Annotated in this window: 22 protein-coding genes; 10 read left to right on the top strand and 12 right to left on the bottom strand. The window is 68.6% G+C overall.

Annotation, left to right across the window (positions count from 1 at the left end):
* The first annotated feature begins 89 nt into the window (after positions 1 to 89).
* On the top strand, positions 90 to 1,106 hold the full coding sequence (locus tag EV382_RS12435; protein WP_130401722.1) for an ABC transporter substrate-binding protein: 1,017 nt from the start codon (positions 90 to 92) through the stop codon (positions 1,104 to 1,106).
* A gap of 12 nt (positions 1,107 to 1,118) precedes the next feature.
* Entirely contained in the window at positions 1,119 to 1,898 is a 780-nt protein-coding gene (locus EV382_RS12440; RefSeq protein ID WP_130401723.1) for an ABC transporter permease, read from the top strand.
* Between the two features lie 132 nt (positions 1,899 to 2,030).
* Here the strand turns inward: EV382_RS12440 and EV382_RS12445 are convergent, their stop codons facing one another.
* The gene (locus tag EV382_RS12445; RefSeq protein ID WP_130401724.1) at positions 2,031 to 2,363 is read right to left on the bottom strand and encodes a TraR/DksA family transcriptional regulator; all 333 of its coding nucleotides are present in this window, start codon (positions 2,361 to 2,363) and stop codon (positions 2,031 to 2,033) included.
* A gap of 458 nt (positions 2,364 to 2,821) precedes the next feature.
* On the opposite strand from EV382_RS12445, the gene EV382_RS12450 reads away from it, so the two are divergent.
* Together EV382_RS12450 and EV382_RS12455 are read left to right on the top strand one after the other, a co-directional pair.
* A complete protein-coding gene (locus EV382_RS12450; RefSeq protein WP_130401725.1) occupies positions 2,822 to 3,439 on the top strand; it encodes a TetR/AcrR family transcriptional regulator in 618 nt (205 codons plus the stop codon).
* 138 nt (positions 3,440 to 3,577) lie between these two features.
* Entirely contained in the window at positions 3,578 to 5,077 is a 1,500-nt protein-coding gene (locus EV382_RS12455; protein WP_130401726.1) for an FAD-dependent monooxygenase, read from the top strand.
* 63 nt (positions 5,078 to 5,140) lie between these two features.
* Here the strand turns inward: EV382_RS12455 and EV382_RS12460 are convergent, their stop codons facing one another.
* The 3 genes from EV382_RS12460 to EV382_RS12470 all read right to left on the bottom strand — a co-directional run bounded on the left by EV382_RS12460 (position 5,141) and on the right by EV382_RS12470 (position 8,583).
* On the bottom strand, positions 5,141 to 6,259 hold the full coding sequence (locus tag EV382_RS12460) for a Gfo/Idh/MocA family protein (protein ID WP_130401727.1): 1,119 nt from the start codon (positions 6,257 to 6,259) through the stop codon (positions 5,141 to 5,143).
* Positions 6,229 to 6,939: a ThuA domain-containing protein gene (locus EV382_RS12465; RefSeq protein ID WP_130401728.1), complete on the bottom strand. Its 711-nt coding sequence runs from the start codon at positions 6,937 to 6,939 to the stop codon at positions 6,229 to 6,231. The genes EV382_RS12460 and EV382_RS12465 overlap by 31 nt, the downstream gene beginning before the upstream one ends.
* Positions 6,940 to 7,608: 669 nt before the next feature.
* On the bottom strand, positions 7,609 to 8,583 hold the full coding sequence (locus tag EV382_RS12470) for a hypothetical protein (protein WP_130401729.1): 975 nt from the start codon (positions 8,581 to 8,583) through the stop codon (positions 7,609 to 7,611).
* Positions 8,584 to 9,053: 470 nt separating this feature from the next.
* On the opposite strand from EV382_RS12470, the gene EV382_RS12475 reads away from it, so the two are divergent.
* A complete protein-coding gene (locus tag EV382_RS12475) occupies positions 9,054 to 9,476 on the top strand; it encodes a hypothetical protein (protein WP_130401730.1) in 423 nt (140 codons plus the stop codon).
* A gap of 64 nt (positions 9,477 to 9,540) precedes the next feature.
* Here the strand turns inward: EV382_RS12475 and EV382_RS12480 are convergent, their stop codons facing one another.
* From EV382_RS12480 to EV382_RS12500, 5 genes are all read right to left on the bottom strand, one after another.
* Positions 9,541 to 10,212, bottom strand: a complete 672-nt coding sequence (locus EV382_RS12480) for an acetoacetate decarboxylase family protein (RefSeq protein ID WP_244236647.1) — start codon at positions 10,210 to 10,212, stop codon at positions 9,541 to 9,543.
* Positions 10,213 to 10,336: 124 nt separating this feature from the next.
* A complete protein-coding gene (locus tag EV382_RS12485; protein ID WP_244236648.1) occupies positions 10,337 to 11,809 on the bottom strand; it encodes an RICIN domain-containing protein in 1,473 nt (490 codons plus the stop codon).
* Positions 11,810 to 11,838: 29 nt separating this feature from the next.
* Positions 11,839 to 13,278, bottom strand: coding sequence for a glycoside hydrolase family 43 protein (locus tag EV382_RS12490; protein WP_130401731.1), 1,440 nt, complete (start codon positions 13,276 to 13,278; stop codon positions 11,839 to 11,841).
* Positions 13,279 to 13,312: 34 nt separating this feature from the next.
* A complete protein-coding gene (locus tag EV382_RS12495) occupies positions 13,313 to 14,710 on the bottom strand; it encodes a family 43 glycosylhydrolase (protein WP_208758389.1) in 1,398 nt (465 codons plus the stop codon).
* Between the two features lie 198 nt (positions 14,711 to 14,908).
* Positions 14,909 to 15,481, bottom strand: a complete 573-nt coding sequence (locus EV382_RS12500; protein ID WP_130401732.1) for an NADAR family protein — start codon at positions 15,479 to 15,481, stop codon at positions 14,909 to 14,911.
* 158 nt (positions 15,482 to 15,639) lie between these two features.
* On the opposite strand from EV382_RS12500, the gene EV382_RS12505 reads away from it, so the two are divergent.
* The 3 genes from EV382_RS12505 (at position 15,640) to EV382_RS12515 (ending at position 17,376) form a co-directional block, all read left to right on the top strand.
* Complete coding sequence (locus tag EV382_RS12505; protein ID WP_130401733.1) at positions 15,640 to 16,173, top strand: DUF6817 domain-containing protein; 534 nt, start codon at positions 15,640 to 15,642, stop codon at positions 16,171 to 16,173.
* 47 nt (positions 16,174 to 16,220) lie between these two features.
* A complete protein-coding gene (coaD, locus tag EV382_RS12510; RefSeq protein ID WP_244236649.1) occupies positions 16,221 to 16,637 on the top strand; it encodes a pantetheine-phosphate adenylyltransferase in 417 nt (138 codons plus the stop codon).
* Positions 16,638 to 16,785: 148 nt separating this feature from the next.
* A complete protein-coding gene (locus tag EV382_RS12515) occupies positions 16,786 to 17,376 on the top strand; it encodes a GNAT family N-acetyltransferase (RefSeq protein WP_130401735.1) in 591 nt (196 codons plus the stop codon).
* Between the two features lie 17 nt (positions 17,377 to 17,393).
* On the opposite strand, the gene EV382_RS12520 is transcribed toward EV382_RS12515, so the two are convergent.
* Positions 17,394 to 18,020, bottom strand: coding sequence for a mycothiol-dependent nitroreductase Rv2466c family protein (locus EV382_RS12520; RefSeq protein ID WP_425271890.1), 627 nt, complete (start codon positions 18,018 to 18,020; stop codon positions 17,394 to 17,396).
* Between the two features lie 39 nt (positions 18,021 to 18,059).
* Between EV382_RS12520 and EV382_RS12525 the strand changes: the two genes are divergently transcribed.
* Positions 18,060 to 18,572, top strand: a complete 513-nt coding sequence (locus EV382_RS12525; protein ID WP_130401736.1) for a MarR family winged helix-turn-helix transcriptional regulator — start codon at positions 18,060 to 18,062, stop codon at positions 18,570 to 18,572.
* Positions 18,573 to 18,616: 44 nt separating this feature from the next.
* The gene (locus tag EV382_RS12530) at positions 18,617 to 19,147 is read left to right on the top strand and encodes a GNAT family N-acetyltransferase (protein WP_130401737.1); all 531 of its coding nucleotides are present in this window, start codon (positions 18,617 to 18,619) and stop codon (positions 19,145 to 19,147) included.
* A 21-nt stretch (positions 19,148 to 19,168) separates the two neighbouring features.
* Here the strand turns inward: EV382_RS12530 and EV382_RS12535 are convergent, their stop codons facing one another.
* Together EV382_RS12535 and EV382_RS12540 are read right to left on the bottom strand one after the other, a co-directional pair.
* Complete coding sequence (locus EV382_RS12535) at positions 19,169 to 19,708, bottom strand: SUKH-4 family immunity protein (RefSeq protein WP_130401738.1); 540 nt, start codon at positions 19,706 to 19,708, stop codon at positions 19,169 to 19,171.
* Positions 19,705 to 20,229 (bottom strand): SUKH-4 family immunity protein, encoded by a 525-nt coding sequence (locus EV382_RS12540; protein WP_244236650.1) that lies wholly within the window; start codon positions 20,227 to 20,229, stop codon positions 19,705 to 19,707. The genes EV382_RS12535 and EV382_RS12540 overlap by 4 nt, the downstream gene beginning before the upstream one ends.
* Between the last annotated feature and the right edge of the window lie 7 nt (positions 20,230 to 20,236).

A 20,236-nucleotide genomic window follows, 5' to 3' on the forward strand; every position in this document is an offset into this window, starting at 1 on the left:
AGAGCAATGTGGACAGCCCCGGCCCGTGCGGTCTTTGTCGGCATGGCGCGCCGGCGCCTTCTCCGAGACTCTCAAGCTGGAGGCAGCACATGGTCAAGCGCTCTCGCGCCCTGGTAGTGACGTTGCTCGCCGCGGCCCTTGCCGCGACCGGCTGCGGCGGTTCCGACGACACCAGTGGCGACCCGACCGGCAAGGAGACCGACAGGGTCGCCTACATCACCGCGTTCGGCGCTGTAGGTCGGGACGCGTTCGCCTGGGTGGCGAAGGAGAAGGGCTATTTCGGCGAGGCCGGCATTGAGGTCGACATCAAAGAGGGCGCTGGCAATCAGCAGAACCTGACGGCCCTCAAGTCCGGTCAGGTCCAGTTCGGTGCGCTCGACTTCACCGGTGCCGTGATTCAGGCGGGTAAGGGTGAGTTCACTGACTGGCGGGCCATCGCCGCCGTACACCAACAGACGCTGATCTCGGTGATGACCACCGCGGACACCAACATCACCACCCCGAAGGACCTGCCGGGCAAGACGATGGCGACCGGCGCCGGGTCGGTGACCGAGCTGCTCTTCCCGGCCTACGCCCGGCTGGCCGGGTTCGACCCGAAGACGGTGAAGATCGAGGGCGTCCAAGCCACGGCGCTCAACGGACTCATGGCCAGCCGGAAGGTCGACGCGCTGGGTACATTCCTGCTCAGCCGCAACGCGCTACAGGCCGCCTCCAAGAAGGAGGTGGTGGTGCTGCCCTACAGCGACTACCTGCGGGACCTTTTCGGCAACGCGATCATCACCACTCCCGCACTCATCGAGAAGGACCCCGACCTGGTGCAGCGATTCACCGACGCACTGCTCAAGGGGCTCGAGTACAGCATCGAGCACCCGAACGAGGCCGCGGCGATCCTCAACAAGGTGAAGCCCACCTATGCCGTGGCGGCGGGCAAGGGCGAGATCGAGGCGATGTCCCCGCACGTTCGCCCGGCGTCAGGTGCCCCGATCGGCTTCATGGACGAGAAGCAGGTGACGCAGACAATCACCGTCCTCCAGGGCGCCGACCTGATTCCGCCCGGCTTGACCCCGGAAAAGATCGTCGACCTGAGGTTCGTGAAGAAGTCCTGACGGAAGATCATCGTGACTGACCGCCTCCCGCTGTCACAACGCTGGCCCCACGTCGGGCTGCCCGCGCTCGGTGCAGTGCTGGCGATCGCGCTCTGGTGGCTGGCCACCTGGGCCTTCGACATCGAGCCGTTCTTCCTGCCCGCACCCCCGGACGTCGTTGACGCGTTCGTCCGGCTTCCTGGCTACCTCGCCGAGCAGACGATGGTCACCTTCCTGGAGACCGTCATCGGGTTCGGGATCGCGGCCGTGGGTGGGCTCCTGCTCGCCGTCATGCTCGCCGCCTCCCGGACGGTCGAGCGGATGACCCTCCCCATGATCGCCGGAATCAACGCGGTGCCGAAGGTGGCGCTCGCACCGCTGCTCCTGGTCTGGATCGGGTTCGGCTACGAAACCAAAGTCGTGATGGTTGTGCTGCTCTGCTTCTTTCCGATCCTGGTCTCGACCATGGCCGGGCTGACCTCGACCCCGAACGAACTCGGCGAACTCGCCCGGTCCCTCTCCGCCTCGTGGTGGCAGACCTTCGTGAAGGTACGACTCCCGTGGGCCCTCCCGCAGGTCTTCGTCGGACTGAAGGTCGCGACCTCGCTGGCCATCATCGGCGCGACCATCGGCGAGGTGATCAACCCCGAGGCCGGGCTCGGTTCGGTGATCGCCAGTTCCGGCCAGTCCGCCGACACTCCACTCGCGTTCGCGGCGCTGACCCTGCTCGCGCTGATGGGCGCGCTGCTCTTCTACCTGATGGCCGGCCTCGAACGCCTCCTCGCCCCGTGGGCACGGGCGATCTCGTCGTAGTAGCGCGTTGTCAGGCTCCGTGGCGTTCGTAGCAGCTGCTGTGGCACCGGGACCGAGACGCCGCGCGGTGCGCGGGATGAAGCACGTGACGGTGTGGCTGCCGCGCCGGCGGCGCGGCAGCCACCCCTGGTGTCACCTGTTCTGCTTCTCCTGGCACGGCACGCAGAAGCGGGCGTGCGGGAGGATTTCGAGCCGCTCGGCCGGGATGCTCCGCTGGCACCTCTGGCAGGCGCCATAGGTGCCGTCGCTGATGCGGCTCAGCGCACCGGTGATCTGCTCGATGCTCTGGCGGGTGGCCACCAGCAGGGCGGCCTGGTTGTGGGCCTCCCCCGGGTCGCCGGTGTCGGCGTTGAGCTCGGTCAATTCTCGCAGCCGAGCCGTCTGGGTGGCGAAGTCGTCCGCCAGGGACGCTCGCAGGTCAGCGAGCCAACTCTGGTCGGGGGTATGACGATGATCGACGCTCATGCTCTGCCTTCCGTAAAAGGGGATTGGGGCGGGAAAAACAAAAAGGGCCGAAGCTTGGAAAGCTTCGCCCTGGCGGTCGTTCTGGATGTGCAACGACTCCGCGGGGTGGGCCTCGGCCGGTTCGCATCGGGCTCGACGTCTTGCACGTGAGCGCGGTGTGCGGTGCGCGGACAACCGGCACCCGCATGTCGGCCTTGTGGCGGGTCGCCATCGGCACGTGGCCAGCACCGCCTACCGCCACCTCAGTGGCGGCGGGCGAGCGGAAGGTCACCGACAGCATGTCCCCACCATAGATGGGTGTTCGTCGTGAAGCCAACGTTCGCGGACGGCTTTCCCTGACCGCGAAACGGGCCGTCGAGCACGGCTTCGACCTGTCGCGCGCCGAGGTGGCACGCTCGACAGTAATTTTGCGTGGCACGCATATTTGCGCGACACGCAACTAGTGCTAGCGTGGTGGCATGACAGGGCTACGGGAGCGCAAGAAGGCCGAGACGCGGGCGGCGCTTGGCTGGGCCGCGATCCACCTCACCGCCGAACGCGGCTACGACAACGTCCGCGTCGAGGACATCGCCGAGGCGGTTGGTGTCTCCCCGCGCACCTTCAACAACTACTTCGCCAGCAAGGCGGAGGCGATCGCCTCCCGCCACCTCGACCGCAGCCTGCGCACCGCCGCCGCGCTGCGCGAACGCCCCGCCGATGAACCGCTCTGGGCGGCGCTCACCCGGGCCGCGCTGGAGCAGTTCACGCCCGGCCCCGAGGTCGAGGCCATGCCGTCGCCCGCACACGCCCAGTGGGTTGCCGGCGTCCGCACCATGCTCGCCGAGCCCGCGCTACAGGGCGAACGGCTGCGCGCTGCCGCGGTCGCCGAGGCCGAACTGGCCGCCGCGGTCGCCGAGCGCACCGGCACCGACCTCACCACCGACATGTATCCGAGGCTCGTCGCGGCCGCCGCGAGCGCAGCCGTCGCCGTCGCCATGCAGCACTATCTCGACAACGCCGACCCCGCTCCGATCGATCGCCTCATCACCGACGCCTTCACCCAGGTCGCCGCCGGCCTCCCCGCCCCCTCGCACTGAGCCGCCCCCCGCACTGAGCGCCCCTCGTCCGGGGGCGCCACCTCACCCACGTCTCAAGCCGCGTCACACTCCCGCGGCGGACCGGCCACGTGCCGCGCCCGCCGTGGCGATGACGCACACCCCGAGAGGATCACGATCATGATCGATGTCATAGTCGTCAGAGCCGGCCCCAACGGCCTCATGCTCGCCTGCGAGCTGGCCCTCGCCGGCGTTCAGCCCGTCGTCCTCGAACGCTACGCCGCACCCGGTGGCGAGTCCCGCGCCAACGGCCTCGTCGGGCAGGTCGTCCGCCTGCTCGACCGGCGCGGCCTCTACGCGCGGCTCAGCGGCGAGAGCACCCCGCCGGTCCCCCAACCAGCCTTCACCTTCGGCGCGTTCCCGCTGGACCTCACCATGCTCGCGGAGAACCCGCACTACGTGCTCGGCGTGCCGCAGGCCCAACTCGAGGCCGAGCTCGCCGCCCGGGCCGCCGAGCTCGGCGTCGACCTGCGCCGCGGCCACGAGGTCGTCGACCTCCACCAACGCCCCGACGGGGTCGAGGTCACACTCGCCGACGGTACGCAGCTCACCAGCCGTTTCCTCGTCGGCGCCGACGGTGGCCGCAGCGTGGTGCGCCGGCTGGCCGGCATCGACTTCCCGGGCGTCTCCACCGACCGGTCGGTCTCCCGCACCGCCACCGTGACCGTCCCCGCGTCATCCCTCGACCCCGAGACCGGCGGCTTGCGCGTCCCCGGCTACGGCATCGTCCCGCCGTTCCAACACACCCGCACCGCACGCGGCCTGATCGCCTGGGCCCCGTTCCCCGGCCGCCCGGCGATCCTGAGCACCACGGAGTGGCCCGACACGCCACCGAGCGACGAGACCATCATGGACCTGACGGAACTCCGCGCCAGCGTCGCCCGGGTACTCGGCGCCGACGTCCCCCTCGACGCGCCTGACGGCCCCGGCCTCCTACGACGGCTGACCGGCCGCAACACCCGCGTCGCCGCCCGCTATCGCGCCGGCCGGGTGCTGCTGGTCGGCGACGCCGCGCACGTGCACCCCGCGATCGGCGGCCCCGGCCTCAACCTGGGTCTGCAGGACGCCGTCAACCTGGGTTGGAAGCTCGCCGCCACGGTGCGCGGCTGGGCACCGCAGGGCCTGCTCGACACGTACGAAGCCGAGCGTCGGCCCGTCGCCGAACGGGTCGTCATGTCCACCCTGGCACAGACGGGGCTCACCGGCCCGGGCGACGAGATCACCGGCCTACGGGATCTCTTCGCCGAACTGCTGCGCAAGCCGGAGGTGACCGGCCACATCGCCGCGCTGATGTCCGGCGCGGACGTCCACTACCCCGCCGACCCCGCCGACCCGTTGGCCGGCCGGTGCGCCCCCGACGTGGTCGTGCACGGCGACCACGGCCCGATCCGCCTCGCCGAACTGACCCGTGCCGCGCGGCCGCTGCTGCTGGACTCCACGGGTGCCTACGCCGAGGTCGCCGCGCCCTGGCGAGACCGGGTCGACGTGGTCACCGGGCCACTGGAGGGCACGAGCGCCACCGCGCTGCTCGTGCGCCCCGACTGCTTCATCGCCTGGTCGGCGGGGGACGCCGACACGCTACGCGCCGCGCTCACCCACCACTTCGGCCTGCCACGATGACCATTCGGTGGCCGCATGGCCCGACGGCAGCAGTCGCCCCGTCGGGCCATGCCCGGCTCCCGTTCAGTGCCCGTACGCGTGGGACGCCTGCCACTGCTCGGCCGGAGTGAGCGGAACCGGCGCCGGCCGCCGCACCACCGTCGTCAGCTCGATCCGCCGGCCTTCCGCCGCCGACCGGAGCAGGCTGGTCATCGTCTCGAGGAGGTGCAGTGCGACATCGCCGCCGGCCCGCGGCGGGCGTTGATCGTCGGATCTGACCAGGTCGATCAGACCGATGCCCCGAGCCGCCTCGGTGTAACCCGCCTGCGCTTCGAGGGCCTGCCATTCGGTGCCGCCGAGCGCGAAGTGACGGACCGTACCGTCGAAGTGGTTCGGATCGGGTACGGCGAGGCTGCCGGCCTCCCCGTGCACCTCGATCGGTGCGGCCGTCGTCCGGACTCCGTCGAAGCTCGTGGTGACGGTGGAGAGAGCACCGTTGGCGTGCTCGAGGATGCCGCTGACGTGGGTGTCCACCCCGACCGGAATGCGCTGGCCGGTGCGCGGGCCCGAGCCGATGACGCGCTCGGCGCGCAGCCGGCTGGCGACGCCGGTCACCGCGCGAACCGGCCCGAGCAGGTGGATGAGCGCCGAGATGTAGTACGGCCCCATGTCCAGCAGCGGACCGCCGCCCGGGGCGTAGTAGAAGTCGGGGTTGGGATGCCAGCGCTCGTGCCCCGGCGTGACCATGACGGCCGTCGCGGACATCGGACGCCCGATGAGCCCGCTGTCGATCGCCGCCCGCGCCGTCTGCGTGCCCGTGCCCAGGACGGTGTCCGGCGCGCAGCCGACACGAACGCCCGCTGACGCGGCCCGCTCGATGATGGCGCGGCCGTCCGGGAAGGTGACCGCGAGCGGCTTCTCCACGTACACGTTCTTGCCGGCGTCGATCGCGGCCAGCGAGATGTCGGCGTGCGCCGCGGGGATCGTAAGGTTGAGGACCGTCTGCACGTCCGGGCGGGCGAGCAGGCCCTCGACACTCAACGCCTCGGCTGCGGGAATCGTGGCGGCGACCTCAGCCGACCGGGAGGCATCAAGGTCGGCCACCGCGACGATGCTCACCTCCGGGTGGTTCACGAGTGTGTCCAGGTACGCGCGGGAGATGAACCCGAGCCCTACGACGCCGACGCGGTGCGGGTCGCCCACACCATCCCCCTCTCGATGACGGTCCGCACGCCCGGGTGCTCCAGCACGTCGAGGCTGTGTCCCGGGGTTGTCACGACGATGCGCCCGGCGCCCCAGCGTCGGGTCCAGATCGCCGGTGAGGTGACCGGCCGGTGCCACGGATGCCACGCCTGCGTGGGGTGGGTGATCACGGCCAGTACGTCGATCAGGTCGTCGTGCAGCACCCAGTACTGCTCGGTGACCAGGTCGAAGTCCTCGATGCCGGCAGTGATGGGGTGTTCCCGACCGAGGTCGGTGACGCGCACCGTGTGCGGCAGGAAGTTGTCTTCCTCGCCACCATGCCGCTCACACGGCGCCAGGCCCGGATGGGTCGCGAACTGGCCGCCCACCAGGTGCAGGTAATCGGATGACGCGCGGAACGAGTCCACGATGCCGCCGTGCCAGCCGGTGAAGCCCGTACCGGCGATGACCGCCGCGCTGAGCCCCGCCACCTGATCCCGGGTGATCTGCGACATCGTCATGCACTGCACGACGAGGTCGGTCTCGGCCATCTCGGCGGCATCGGCGTAGATCTCCGTCGACTCCTCCACCCGTACGGCATAGCCGCTCCGTTCGAGGAAGGGGAGGAACAACTCTGTCGCCTTGACCGGCTGGTGCCCCTCCCATCCGCCCCGAACCACCAGTGCTCTCCGCTGCGCCACCCTCGCTCCCTCCCACAGCCCCGTCGCCACCGGGCTGGCCGCTCCCGCCCCGGCGACGTGCCGCCGCTGCCCGTACCTGTCGGGCAACAAAACCGTACCCGTGGTCGCCGCCAAAGCCGACGCACGACGGCTTGCGGATTCCACTGTGCCCGGTCCGCTCCGGCCGCGCCGGGTTCGACATCGTGCCGGACCGGCGCAGACGTCCGAAGGATCGTCCGACGTTGTCTGTCCGGTGCCACCGCTCTGTCGGACAACCTCGCCCCGAACCAGCCTGACTCCAGGACACGAACCACGCGGTCAGTGTCCATCGAAGAGTTCGGCCGCCCGGGGAAGCCTGACGGGGGTCCCGGGCACCGGACGACACTGCGATGAAGGAGAACTCAATGAAGCGACCGGCCGCACTGTTCGCCCTGCTCATGACCGTGCTCGCGGGCACGCCCGTCGTCGCCGGTCCCGCCCACGCGCGCAGTAAAGTTTCCCGCCTTCACCGGCGGAACCTACGGAACCCGTACCTGCGCCCGCCTTGGCCGCCCGCTGCCATAGCCAACGTTGGACAGGCCGCGCCGGCGGTGACAGCGTCTGCGCTGTCACCGCCGGCGCACGTGCGTGTCGACGGGTCAGCACGACTCACAGAGGTGGCGCAGGTGAGCGAGGGCTTCCTGACCTACCTCATCGGCCGTCCGCGTTCCGGGGCCATTGGGCGGCCTCCGGGAGCGTGTCGAAGATGCGGTCCATGGAGTACGGCTGGTAAATCGTCTCGGACTCGGCGATCTTCTCCCAGTCTGAGTTGGTGAACTGAAACATCCACAGGGCGTCCAGCTCGAAATCGCCGTGCCCTTCCGGGAGGTGTGCGAACTCCTGCTTCATGGCGTCGACGTCGAGGCCGGCACTCGACACATGATTCTCAAGGTAAGAGCGCGCGGCCTCGTCGAGCATCAGAAGCTCAGCAATGGTGTGCGGCACGGGCCTTACGCCCCCTGCCAGCAGGGCACACAGATCGATGCAGCTCTCCGCGAGCCGAACGAAGAATGCCGGCGGCTGTGCGATCAACGAGCGCGGAAACCCGACGGCCGGGCCTTCGACCCCCCACACGAGGCCGTCCGCCTGTTCAAGAAGGACCTCGGCTGTCTCGGTCAACGACTGGTAGAGGGCAGCGGCCCAGCGGGGACCGACGTCCCATGACGGACATACGCACGTTTCTTCTTCGTCCTCTGAGCTATCCACCAGGCACCGGCACGATCCGCCAGGGCCGCACTGGTTGCTGCCGGCGTCACCGCCTCGGCGTTCGGCGTGCGCCGGACAGCCGTCGCAGTAGTCGCACCCATCGGCAGGACACTGCGCGACAGGAAACAGCGCCGCCCAATTGATACCGCTGCCGTCTCTCGGCAGGTCGGGGATGTCGATTTCGTTCACGAACCAGGTGGCGAGGAACTCCCGTTCGTCGGTGGCGTCCACGCGCTGTTGGGCTGCTTGCTCGAGCCCGGCTCGGACGCTTGCCGGCAAACTGTGCCAGAGCCCAGATAGGCTTTCCTGGCCCCGGTTCGGGGAATTCAACAGGTTGCAGATGGCGACAGCGTGGTGCGGCCACTCGAGCGTCGCGATGGCATCCAGTTCGTGGCCGTTGCCTTTGTCGACGATCGCCATGACACGCGATTTGGTGGTGGTGTGTTGAGGCACGAAGGCGATTACATTCCTGGGCACGACAGCTCCTCCCGAGCGCAAATGAGGGCGCGCTGGGCTACGAAGTAGAGACAAAGGCCCACGCTGGTTGTCCCGGTGCTCCCGTAGACTCCGCTTCGCGGGACACCAAACTAGCATGCCTGTCAATTGCAGGACGGGGCTGGAAGCCAGCGCGGCGCCCGGCAGCGCGATGGGCGGTGTGGCGACCAGGTTGTACGGGCACCCGGCACATGGGATTGACCGTCGTCAGCGATTTGTCCGTCGTCGGCCGACGACGGACAACCTTCGGGCTAGACAGACCTGGCTGCGCGGCAGCCATCGGACGGCCTGCCGCCGCACCCATCGAAGGAGTCGACGTGCTCAGGAGATCCCCAACAGACCCTCGCGGTCGGATCACGTTCCGCACAGCCTTGATCGGTAGCATCGCTGCCCTGGTGCTGCTGACGCCTACCACCGCCCACGCAGCCAATGGCGGCGACCCCGCCGTCGGCAACCCGTCCTGCGATACGCAGAGCGTCACCCCGCACAACACCACGCTTCTGTACGACCCGGCCAACGGCGCGTACATGGGCAAGGTCTACCTGAACTACTCCTCGGGCTGCAAGACGGAGTGGACCATCGTGAAGACCGCGACGGGCTATCGCGGAGATCCGTCGATCTGGCTGCAGAGTGGTGGCAGCAACCTGACCGTCACTCCGACCAGCGGCCTGCGCACCCGCTGGAGCTACCAGTTGGCCAGCATGCAGTACCAGGTCGGATGCGGCGGGACGCAGATGTACCGGGACAACGGCTCATGGGTCGGCTGGTACCCAATCGGCTGCTACAGCAAGGGCATCGGCGGGCGAACCGCAACATGAGGACCTGATGTCGCGCTGTCTGACCATCACACCGGGTTGTTCCATGTCCCGGTTGGGTCGTCGCTCAGTCGAGTACCGATTCACCACCCGGGTAGGCGAATGACGCGCGTGGTGAGTAGAAGCCCCAGACTATTTCCAGAGGATCGGCCGGACGCAGTGCGTACACGGGGTGGTCGGGTGCGAGGAACTCCAGTGACTCGACCTCGAACGGGTCGACCGGCTCCGCCACGAACGGGTAGTTGCCGCTGTGCAGCCGGCCGTCGAGGCGGGTGAGGTAGCGCAACTGACCCCGGTTGACGGCGTCGCCGGTGCGCCCGACGCGGGCCGTCGTCCTGATCACGGGGACGCCGTCGGCCTCGGTGGTCGCGGTCAGCCGACGCCCCCGTACCTCGATTGTGGTTTTCCCCGGGGTCGCCGGCACGCCCCGGGCGGCGGCGTACGCCCGGACGTCGGGGCTGGAGTTGAAGTAGTGCGTCCACCAGCGGCCGGGCGTGACCCCGTCGGGAGCATCGACCCCGGCGAGGTCCGGCCCGATGTACGTCAGGGAGTACGCGCCGAAGCCGGAGGTCTGCCCGGCGTCGTCGACGACGTACTGGTTCATGAACACCTGGTGGTTGGGTGCCGGCGTGAGCCCGTCGGGCACCAGGGCGGCCACCGCGTCGGGGTCGGCCGGCAGCCAACCGAAGTAGATCATCCTGCTGTTGACGACGAGCTGCGGAGCGACGAGTTCGGTCACGAGGGGTCCTTCCGCCGGCAGCGTTCCGTAGCCGCGACGCTACGGATTCGCCGGCCGCCTCGACAACGACGGATTGCCGACAAGCAAGTAATCCGGCGTGGCCGCGGCCACCATGGGTCGATCGTCAGACGGTGGTGCGGGACCATTGTTGGTTGGTGCCGGTGTTGCAGGTGTACTGCTTGAGGATCACGCCGTCGGCGGTTGACAGGGCGGGGACGTCGACGCACTTGTTGCTGTGTCGGGCGCGTAGTTGGAAGTAGTTGCCGTTGGTGACCATCTGGAATTGTTGGTTGGTGCCGGTGCCGCAGGTGTACTGGATGAGTTCGGCGCCGTCGGCGGTTGAGGCGCCCACCACGTCGAGGCACTTGCCGCTGTGTCGGCTGATGATGCGCCAGTAGCCGCTGCCGGCGTCCTGGAACTGCCACTGCTGCCAGGCGCTGCCGCTGTAGGTGTACTGGCCGACGCGGGCGCCGTTGTCGGTGTTGGGTTGCTGGACGTCCATGGCCTTGCCGCTGTGCCGCACGGTGAGCCGGTAGAAGGTGCCCGTCGACGGCGGTGGCGTCGTCGGACCGCCGCCGATGGTGTCGCCCCAGGCGTAGCGGATCTGCTCGGCGCCGGAGGTGTTACGCACGCTCAGGTTGAGGTTCGTGCCGCTGCCGCTGAGAGCGAACATCGAGTACCAGTCGTACCCGATGCTGCCGGGCTTGCCACCGAGCGCCGGCCAGTACGTGCCGCCCATCTGGTTGTCACGCATCACCTGGGCCATGGCCCGGATGTAGCGCACGAAGTTGTCGCCGCTTGCCGCGTCGGCGTAGTTACGGCCATCGCTCATCGGCGCGCCGAACTCCGTCGCGACCGCCCGCGACGCGCAGCTACCCAGGCGGGCCTGGATGTGGCTGCGGAACGCGTCGTAGGTCATCGCGCCGTAGAAGAAGGCGTAGTAGTGGAAGGAGAGCAGCGTCGAGTTGAACCGGCTGTCGGCGCAGATGTCGCGCAGGTCCTGGCTGAAGCCGGTGCCGCCGATCAGCACCCGGCCGGGCACCGCCGAGTAGTGGTAGCTGAGCCAGTTCGCCGCCACGGTGCGCCACTCCGCCGAGCTGTAGCCGTGCGGCTCGTTCATCGGCTCGAAGTAGACGTTGGTATTCGAGCCGTACGTGTTCGTGACCGTGGACCACATCGCGTTCCACGCGGCGAGGTTCGTGATCCGGCCGCCGGAGGCGGCGCCGTCCTCCCAGTAGGCGAGGATGACCTTGAAGCCCCGATCGGTGGCGGCGTCGATGGCACCCCGATACGCCTCCCACCACGCCGTCCCCACCGTGTGGGTGTTGATGGGCAGCCGCACCGTGTTGACACCCAGGGTGGACGCCATGTCGTCGTACAACGCGTTGGCCTTCGCCCGCACCGTCGCGTTGCTGTCGGACGAACTCAGGCCCTGCACGACGAGTGGGCCGGTCTTGAAGTTGTCACCCAACTCGGCCCAGTTCATACCCCGGAACTGGCTGGTCGCGGCAGTGGCCGGCGACGACGCCACGACGATGACACCAACCATCATCACCGCGGTCACCAGGGCGGACAGCACTCGTCGATGTGGTGCCACAGTGGGGACTCCTTGAACAGGGACCAGGGTCAACCGGTCACGCGGAAGGTGGCGTCGGCGCGGCTCTGCGCGTCGGGGATCGGGTCGAGCCGGAGCAGGTAGGCGTAGTGCCGGAGGTAGCGGTCCGGGTGGCTGTAGGACTGGAACGACGTCCACGACGAGTTGGCGAGGCCGGCGACCTGCCGGAAGGTGGCGTCGGCGGCGAAGGTGCCGGTGCCGTCGTTGGCTTCCAGCCGGAAGTCAAACCCGTAGTGGCGCAGGTAGTAGCCCGGGTAGTTGACCGACTGGATGGAGACCGTGCCGGAGCCGGCCAGGCCGGGCACCAGCCGCCACTGGCCGTCCTGGGCCGGGCTGACATTCGCGTCGATACGGGCGTCGTAGTCGTAGTGCCGCACGTACCGGTCCTGGAAGTTGTACGACTGGATCCGGTTGATCGCGGTGGCGGGCCAGCGGGCGAGCACCCGGCTCTGTTCGGCGGCGGTCAGGTTGAGGATCGAACCGTGCCGTTTCCTGGTGCCACCCATGGCGTACGAGCCGGACGCCGGCAGCCGGAAGCTGCTCGCACTGGACGGGTTGGTGCTCAGGACGGGCAGGTAACCGCGTCCGCTGGCGTACTGGTCGAGATAGAGCACCCACTCGTTGCGATTGTTGAACTTCATCCACATCGGGCCTTCGACCTGGGAGCCCGTCAACCCGATACCAGACAGGTTCCCGAGGTTGGTCCAGGTGCCGAGAATGGAGTTGCTGCCTTCGATGGCGATCTGGCCGTCCCGCGAGGCCCGGACGTAGCGGTAGGAGTCGACGCCGGACGGTACCTCGACGATCTGGGTGTCGATGATCTCCTGGTTCCCCGGCCGACTGATGTAGACCTGCGGCGTCGTGACGCTGCGGAAGTTCGACGTACGCGCGTAGTAGATGCGATGCTTGGTCACCCCGTTGAGTGGCACGTTCGTCGCCCAGTAGAGGACGTAGTCGCCGGTGTCCGGGTTCCAGATCGCCTCCGGCGCCCAGGCGTTGCGTCCGTCCGGGATGGCGCCGGCGACGTTCAACAGCCACGGCGCGGACCAGTTGACCAGGTCGGTGGACTCCCACACGACGAAGTTGCGGCTGCCGTTGTTGATGGCGGACGACCAGTCCTGTCCGCAGCCGATACACAGGTCGGTGGCGATGATCCAGTAACGGTCACCGGCGGGCGAGCGGACCAGGGCCGGGTCGCGTACGCCGCGGGTGCCGACGGTGGAGCGCAGGACGAGCCCACCGTTGTTGAGGTCGGTCCAGCGCAGGCCGTCGGTGCTGTGGGCGAGGTAGATCTGCTGGTCGGTGGACGACTCGCCGGTGAAGTGCGCCATCAGGTAGCCAACGGTCGGGTCGAGCGCGGACGCCTTGTCCGGTGTCGCGGCCGACCAGCTGGTGAACAGCAGACACGCGGCGACCAGGACCGCGCCGAGCCGGGCGAGGACTCTCGACATGGGTCTTTCTCCTTCGCGGGGGCTCAACAGTCAGCTAGAGGGTTGGGACGACGGGACGGATAGTGCCGTCGGTGTTGAACTCCATCCGGTCGATGGCGGTCTCCCGGTTGGTGCCGTTGCCGGCCGGCACGGCGAACCGGTGGTAGGCGATGTACCAGGTGTCGCTGCCGGGCACTCGGACCACGGAGTGGTGACCGGTGCCCTTGATGCCGACCTCGAGACGCTTCTGCAGCACCACGCCGCGTCTGGTCCACGGTCCGAGGGGTGATGCTCCGGTGGCGTAGGCGACCCGGTAGTCCTCACTGCGCGTGTCGTTCTCCGACCACATGAAGTAGTAGAGCCCGTTGCGCTTGAACACGAACGGCGCCTCGTTGTAGCCCGACGGGGTGATGACCCGCACCTGCGCCGAGTCGAAGGAGACCAAATCGGCGTTCAGCCGCACCACCCGCGCGACGCCCTGCCCCCAGTACAGGTAGGACCGCCCGTCGTCGTCGGTGAACACCATGGGGTCGATGGTCTGCCCACCGGAGAACTGGTCGCTGCGGATGAGCGGCCGGCCCAGCGCGTCACGGAACGGCCCGGTGGGGCTGTCGGCCACCGCCACGCCCAGGTGTTTGGCCGTGTTACCGCTGGCCGCTCCGCCACTGAAGTACAGGTAGTAGCGGCCGTTGGCGCTCGCCACCGCCGGCGCCCAGGCGGAGTTGTCCGCCCAGGACACGTCCGGGCCGTGGTCGAGGATCACACCGTGGTCGGTCCAGTTGACCAGATCAGTGGAGGAGAACGCCTTGTAGTAGGTGCCCGCCCAACTCGCATAGCCGTCGGTGGTCGGGTACAGGTAGTAGCGGCCGTTGAACACGGCGATGTGCGGGTCGGCGAAGAGGCCCGGGATCGCCGGGCCCTTGGTGGTCCTGGACGCCCAGGGCGCGACGAGCCGGAAGGAGCTGTCCGCGCGGAACGCGGCCGTGTCCTGGTAGGCGTCGAGCCAGAGGGCGAAGTCGCGGTGCCGGATCCGCCGGGTCGGATAGTTGTACGACGCCAGCGCCACTGACCCGCTGACCGAGCCGTCCACCGCGCAGAAGGTGGCGTCGGCACGGAACGTCGGGTCGCCGGTATTCGGGTCGACCCGGAGCCGGTAGTCACGGTGCCTGAGGAACAGGCCGGTCTTGGTCTGGAACGAGTAGCAGGTCGGCGACGCCAGACCGTTGACCACCGTGAAGGTGGCATCCAGCTTGGTCTGGTTGGTGCTGCTGGAGGTCACCGGGTCAAGCTGACCGAGATAGTCGATGTGCCGCACGTACCGTCCGGTCTGGTTCACCGCCTCCAGCGAGACGGCTCCGGTCGGCAGTGTGGCCGCGTGAGCTGGCCGGTCGGCAATCACCACGACGGCCGCGGCGGTCACGGCGGAGAGCACGAGGACGGTACGTAGCCGCATGATCGATGCTCGCCGTGGAACCACGATCCCGACCCCCTCAGAAAGATCATCTATGTTAGCGTTAACAACTGTTGATCGAGTTCGGGCTCCAGCGATTTCGGGGACGGGACAACGCGCCCGACGTGACACCTCTGACCCGCCACGTGCCACTACCGGCGCAATGTGTTCGGTTCGTTAAGCTCGCGTTGCGGACAAGTGTTAGCGATCGCATCCGCCAGTGTCAAGGCATCGACGAACCTGCATGAGAGCGAAGCCGAGCAGGTTGAGACCTCGCCAACCGGCCGGGTCACCCGCAGCCGCATCGTCACGCCTCAGACCGATACCCCAGACCCGGTCGTACGGGCTGGCCTCCACCAGCACCCGCTGCCCGGTGGCCAGCAGAAACGCCCGCAGCGCCGGATGCTGGTCGAACTTCGCAAGGTTGCCGGCCACCACGATGGCAAAACGGTGTTCGCTCCAGGTCTGCTCATCGAAACCCGCGACACGTGCGCCCAGCGCCTTCGCGGCGTGCGGATGCGGTGCGGCCAAGATCTGTTCCGCTATCGCGCGGTCGTCGAACAGGGTGGCCTTGCGCCACATCATGTAGTGCTCCGCAGTCGGGAACCGTCGTTCGTCGACTGTGAAGGGCGCCGGCCACCACTGGCTCAGGCAGCCCGCCCCGACACCCCCGTCACGCTCGGGCTGATGCCCCCAGAAGAACAGGAACTTGGCCCGATGACCCTGCGCCTGCGCGGCGGCCAACTCCGCGACGCTTCGAACCGATGCCAACATGCTGACGAGTGTGCGGCACCGCCGCTCCGCGTACCCCTCGCATTTTGGACCACGACGACGCGCGCGGCCGTCGCGTCGCCGGAGGTATCCACGGCGCTGTGACATATCGCCCAGGCCGGTGGCCGCCGAATCCGACGGCGGATACCTACAGTCGGACCATGAGCACCGACGACGGCGTGCGGGTCTGGCTCCGCCGGCATGGAGCTGAGCAGATCGCCCATCCCGGCGGCAACCTGTACGCCCACCTCTGTCGGGTCAGCGAACGACTCGCCGTGCTCGGCTGTAGCCGTGACGTGCAAGCCGCAGGCCTCACCCATGCCGTCTACGGCACCGACGGGTTCGACCTCACCCTGCTTGATCGGGCCGATCGGGCCGCGCTGCGGGACCTCGTGGGTGCCGACGCCGAGGACATTGTCTATCTGTACGGTGCCTGCGACCGTGGACGCAGCTGGCGGGAGCTGGCAAAGACCGGCGAGGTCTTCGACCGCTTCGCCCGTCAGGTGCGTACGCCGGATGCGGATCAACTCCGGTCGCTGGCGGACCTGAGCATCGTCAACGAACTGGACGTCATCGAGCACGATCCTGCGATGCTGGACCGGCATGGGACCTACTTCCGGGAACTGTTCGCCTCGTGGGCACCCATCGCCTCGGAGCAGGTCATCCGCGACGCGCAGCGGGTCTTGCGGCCGTGACGCCCGCACCTTCGCATCCGACAGCACAGACCTCCGGCCGTGTACGGGTGCGAGCCGTCTACCCCGGCAGCTTCGATCCCTTCACTCCGGGGCATGTAAATGTGGTGGACCGGGCACGCGCACTCTTCGACGAGGTGGTGGTGCTTGTCGCGGCCAACAGCATCAAGCATCCCGGCAGCGATGAAGAGGAGCGAGCGGCCGCTGTCCGGGCCATCCTGCCGGTCGAGTGGACCTCGGTCACCGTTGCGGCCTGGAGCGGGCTGACCGCCACCTACTGTCGTCTCCGGGAAGTAGGAGTGATCGTCCGCGGCGTTCGTAACACCACCGACCTTCGGGCTGAATACCAGCTCGCAGCGATGAACCAGTCGCTGGGCATACCCACGGTGTTTCTGCCGACGCAGCCCGAACTGGCCGCCGTGTCCTCGACCGCCGTGCGTGCGTTACGGGCATGGCGTGCCGAGTAGGGCAGCGATCATCGCTTCGGGCTCGATGGTGGTTGGTCGATCACTGACCACCCGCCTCGAACCCATATCCGGCAAGCGCCCCCGACCACGCCGGACGACGACCGGAAACCGGTTGCCTGTGCCGGGTGCCCCCGCCGAAGATCGGTCGATGCGCAATGACCAGGCGACGCCCGACTTCTCGATCAAGCCGACGCTCACCGGCGAGCGGGTGATCCTGCGTCCCCTCGTCGACGACGACCTGGACACCTTCCGGGCCGCGGTGGTCGACCCCGAGGTGGTTCGGTTGACCGGCAGCCCGGCCGACGACGTCCCCGATGAGGAGCGGATGCGTTCCTGGTACGGCAGCCGCAACGCCCAGACCGACCGACTCGACCTGGCGGTTGTGGACCGGGCCACCGGGGCGTGCGTCGGCGAGGTGGTCCTGAACGACTGGGACCCGGTCAACCGCAACTGCAACTTCCGCACCCTGCTCACCGCCGCCGGCCGCGACCGTGGCCTGGGCACCGAGGCGGTACGCCTGGTCGTCGGCCACGGTTTCGAGCGGCTCGGCCTGCACCGCATCTCGTTGGAGGTGTTCGCCTTCAACCCGCGGGCCCGGCGGGTGTACGAGAAGGTCGGCTTCGTCGCCGAGGGTGTGCTGCGGCAGGTCCTGCGCGACGGCGACGACTGGGTTGACGCCACCGTGATGTCGATCCTCGCCGCCGAGTGGGCCGCGCACCGGGGCCGTCCCGAGCGCTGAGGCGGGTCGCGGTCAAGCTACGCGAAGCTGAGGCCGTCGGAGCGGGCGCGCTTGAGTTCGGAGAACGCCGGGCAGCCGGCGAGCATCCGGGCACCCTCGAAGACGCGGACGGCCTCCTCCCCTCGGGGGATCGAGCTCAGTACGGGGCCGAAGAAGGCTACGTCGTCGACGACGACCGTCGGGGTGCCGAGGTCCTCGCCCACCAGTTGCTGCGCCCGGGCGGTGCTCGCGCGCATCTGCGGGTCAAGGTCACTGCGGTGCGCGGCGTCGGCCAGGTCGGCGGGGAGGCCGGCCTCGGCCAGGGCCAGCGGGACGACGGTGTCGAAGTTCTTGTCGCCGGCGTCGTGGATCCGGCGGCCAAGCGCCGGGTACAGCCGGGTGAGGACGGCGGAGCCGTGGTGTTCGGCTGCCGCCACGCACACCCTGGCCGGACCCCACGCCCGGTCGTTGAATTCGCGGTACCAGGGCTCCAGGTCGCGATGCTCGTTGATCACCGCGAGGCTCATCACCTCGAACCGCAGATCGAGTGGCCGCATCTGCGCGACCTCCATGAGCCAGCGGGAGGTGATCCAGGCGAAGGGGCAGGACGGGTCCACGTACGCCGTGACCGCCGGAACGGATGATGGCATCGAGTTGTCTTCCACGGAAGACAATTTATCTTCCCCGGAAGGTAAGATGCAACCGTGGAGCACGATCGGATCGCCGACATCGTTGGTCAGTGGGGCCGCGAACGACCAGACCTCGACCCCAGCCCGTTGCTGATCATCGGTCGCATCCAGCATCTGGCCGCCGTACTCGATGCGGTCCTCCGCCCGCCGTTCGCCGCGGCGAACCTCGGCAACGGCGACTTCGACGTGCTCGCGGCGCTGCGCCGCGAGGGTGCGCCGTACGCCCTCACGGCGGGCCAGTTGAGCCACCGGATGCTCGTGACCACCGGAGCGGTGACCAAGCGGGTGGACCGGCTCATCGCCCGCGGCCTCGTGTCCCGCTCGGTCGCCGCAGCCGACGCACGCGGCAGAGTGGTCGGGCTGACTCCGGCCGGCGTGACGCTGACCGACCGGCTCATCGAGGAACATCTGGCCAACGAGGCAGCCATCTTGCGCGACCTCAGCGACAGCGACCGCAGAACCCTTGAACGCCTGCTGGCGACGATGGATCGGACCCTGGGCTCCGGGGGCGGGAGTCAGGCCGAATGACGCCCTCGACCGTGATCGGCCAACCGTCGGACTAGCATTCCGCCATGGACGACACCACCGGCGGCGTACGCATCAGACGAGGTGGCCCGGGCGACGCACCCGCCGTACTGGACATGCTCGACTCCGCGGTGGTGTGGATGAATGCTCGCGGCAACACCGAGCAGTGGGGCACGACGCCGTTCTCGGAACAGCCCGCAAGGACCGACCAGGTCGATCGGTATCTGACCGAGAACCTTCCGTACATCGCGGAAGTGGACGGGGCGCCGGCCGCAGCCCTGGTGCTGGACTCCGGGCCCGATCCGCGGGCGCCGATCGCGCCTGCGGACGAACCCGAGCGGTACGTCCGCCTCCTGGTCACCGACCGACGGTTCGCCGGCCGCAAACTCGGCTCGGCCCTGTTGGCACACGCCGTGGACGAAACCCGGCGAGCCGGCGTGCGGTTGCTCCGGGTCGACTGCTGGGCGGGCGGCGGTGGCGAGTTGGTGGCGTTCTACGAGCGCCACGGGTTCACGCCCACCGAGACCTTCCTGGCTGGATCCTGGCCGGGGCAGGTGCTGGCCCAACGGGTCGGTTGAGCCACGTCCCCTGCGGCGAGGCTACCCGCTGGTGGACTCCAGCTGGTCGAAGGCCATGCTCCACCAGGACTTCGGGTCGGCGAAGGCGGACGAGTCGACGTCCATCAGGTCGGCGCGGATCGCGGCGGCGCGGGCGGCGCGGGCCCGGCCGCCGGGGTCGGTCGCGATGAGCCCGCCGAGCCGGTAGAGGAACTCGACGAACGCGGCGAAGGTCGCGTTGACCGCCTCGAAGTTGGGAGTCTCCAGGTCCAGCAGGACGACGGCGCCGGTCAGCGCGTCGAGACAGAAGAGCAGCTGCGGGTCTTCGGGGGAACTGCCGAGGACGATGTGGATGCGGGGGTCGGCGTCGCCGATCTCGATCTTCAGTTTGGAGAACAGCTCCATGCCGGGCACGTCGACGTCGACCGTGAACAGGATCGGCACGTCGACCGGGATGGCCCCGAACGGCGGGAAGACCTCGGGCGTCAGCGGGCCGAGGACGTCGTCGAACCGGTCGAGCGGGAAGTAGATCATCCCGTCGGAGCCCCAGAGCGCGGTGAGCTCCTCATGTGTTGCGGTCAATCGTCCGCCTCCTCGTCGTCACCGGGCTCGGTCAGACCGTGCTCGTCGAGGAAGCCCCACCACTCGTCGTCGTCGAAGGCGACGCCGTAGCCGGGGCCGAAGACGTAGTAGGCGAGAAATGAGTCGAGGTCCGGCGCGACGTCGAGGAACAGCTCCCGCATGAACCACTCGTCGGTGGTCTCGGCCGGGAAGTACCAGACCGCGCCGGTGTCGCGTCGGATCAGCAGCGGCTCGTCGTTCAGCGTGCCGATGACCAGCCACTCGGCGGGTTCGTCCGCGACGCCGGTGAACTCGGGCATCTGCTCGAGGTAGTACTGGATGTCGTCGAGGTCCGTGACTGCGGGCAGGTCGAACGCGCCGGCCAGGATGCCGTTGGCGGTCTCCAGCAGCTCCCGGACCGGCTGCGGCAGCTCGGCGGGAATCTGGTCGGCCGGAGCGCCCTCGTTGATCTGGGCCCAGGCCAGCGTCGCCGGTTGGTCCGCCTCCAGGTCGGTACGCAGTTCCGCGATGAGCTCCCGCAACTCGGGA

This window comes from Micromonospora violae, from assembly GCF_004217135.1.
Lineage (GTDB): Bacteria > Actinomycetota > Actinomycetes > Mycobacteriales > Micromonosporaceae > Micromonospora > Micromonospora violae.

Coding starts and splice junctions, on each gene's coding strand:
- EV382_RS12435 (WP_130401722.1), top strand. CDS start 90: ATGGTCAAGCGCTCTCGCGCCCTGGTAGTGACGTTGCTCGCCGCGGCC.
- EV382_RS12445 (WP_130401724.1), bottom strand. CDS start 2,363: ATGAGCGTCGATCATCGTCATACCCCCGACCAGAGTTGGCTCGCTGAC.
- EV382_RS12450 (WP_130401725.1), top strand. CDS start 2,822: ATGACAGGGCTACGGGAGCGCAAGAAGGCCGAGACGCGGGCGGCGCTT.
- EV382_RS12455 (WP_130401726.1), top strand. CDS start 3,578: ATGATCGATGTCATAGTCGTCAGAGCCGGCCCCAACGGCCTCATGCTC.
- EV382_RS12470 (WP_130401729.1), bottom strand. CDS start 8,583: ATGGCGATCGTCGACAAAGGCAACGGCCACGAACTGGATGCCATCGCG.
- EV382_RS12490 (WP_130401731.1), bottom strand. CDS start 13,278: ATGTCGAGAGTCCTCGCCCGGCTCGGCGCGGTCCTGGTCGCCGCGTGT.
- EV382_RS12495 (WP_208758389.1), bottom strand. CDS start 14,710: ATGCGGCTACGTACCGTCCTCGTGCTCTCCGCCGTGACCGCCGCGGCC.
- EV382_RS12500 (WP_130401732.1), bottom strand. CDS start 15,481: ATGTTGGCATCGGTTCGAAGCGTCGCGGAGTTGGCCGCCGCGCAGGCG.
- EV382_RS12505 (WP_130401733.1), top strand. CDS start 15,640: ATGAGCACCGACGACGGCGTGCGGGTCTGGCTCCGCCGGCATGGAGCT.
- EV382_RS12515 (WP_130401735.1), top strand. CDS start 16,786: ATGCGCAATGACCAGGCGACGCCCGACTTCTCGATCAAGCCGACGCTC.
- EV382_RS12530 (WP_130401737.1), top strand. CDS start 18,617: ATGGACGACACCACCGGCGGCGTACGCATCAGACGAGGTGGCCCGGGC.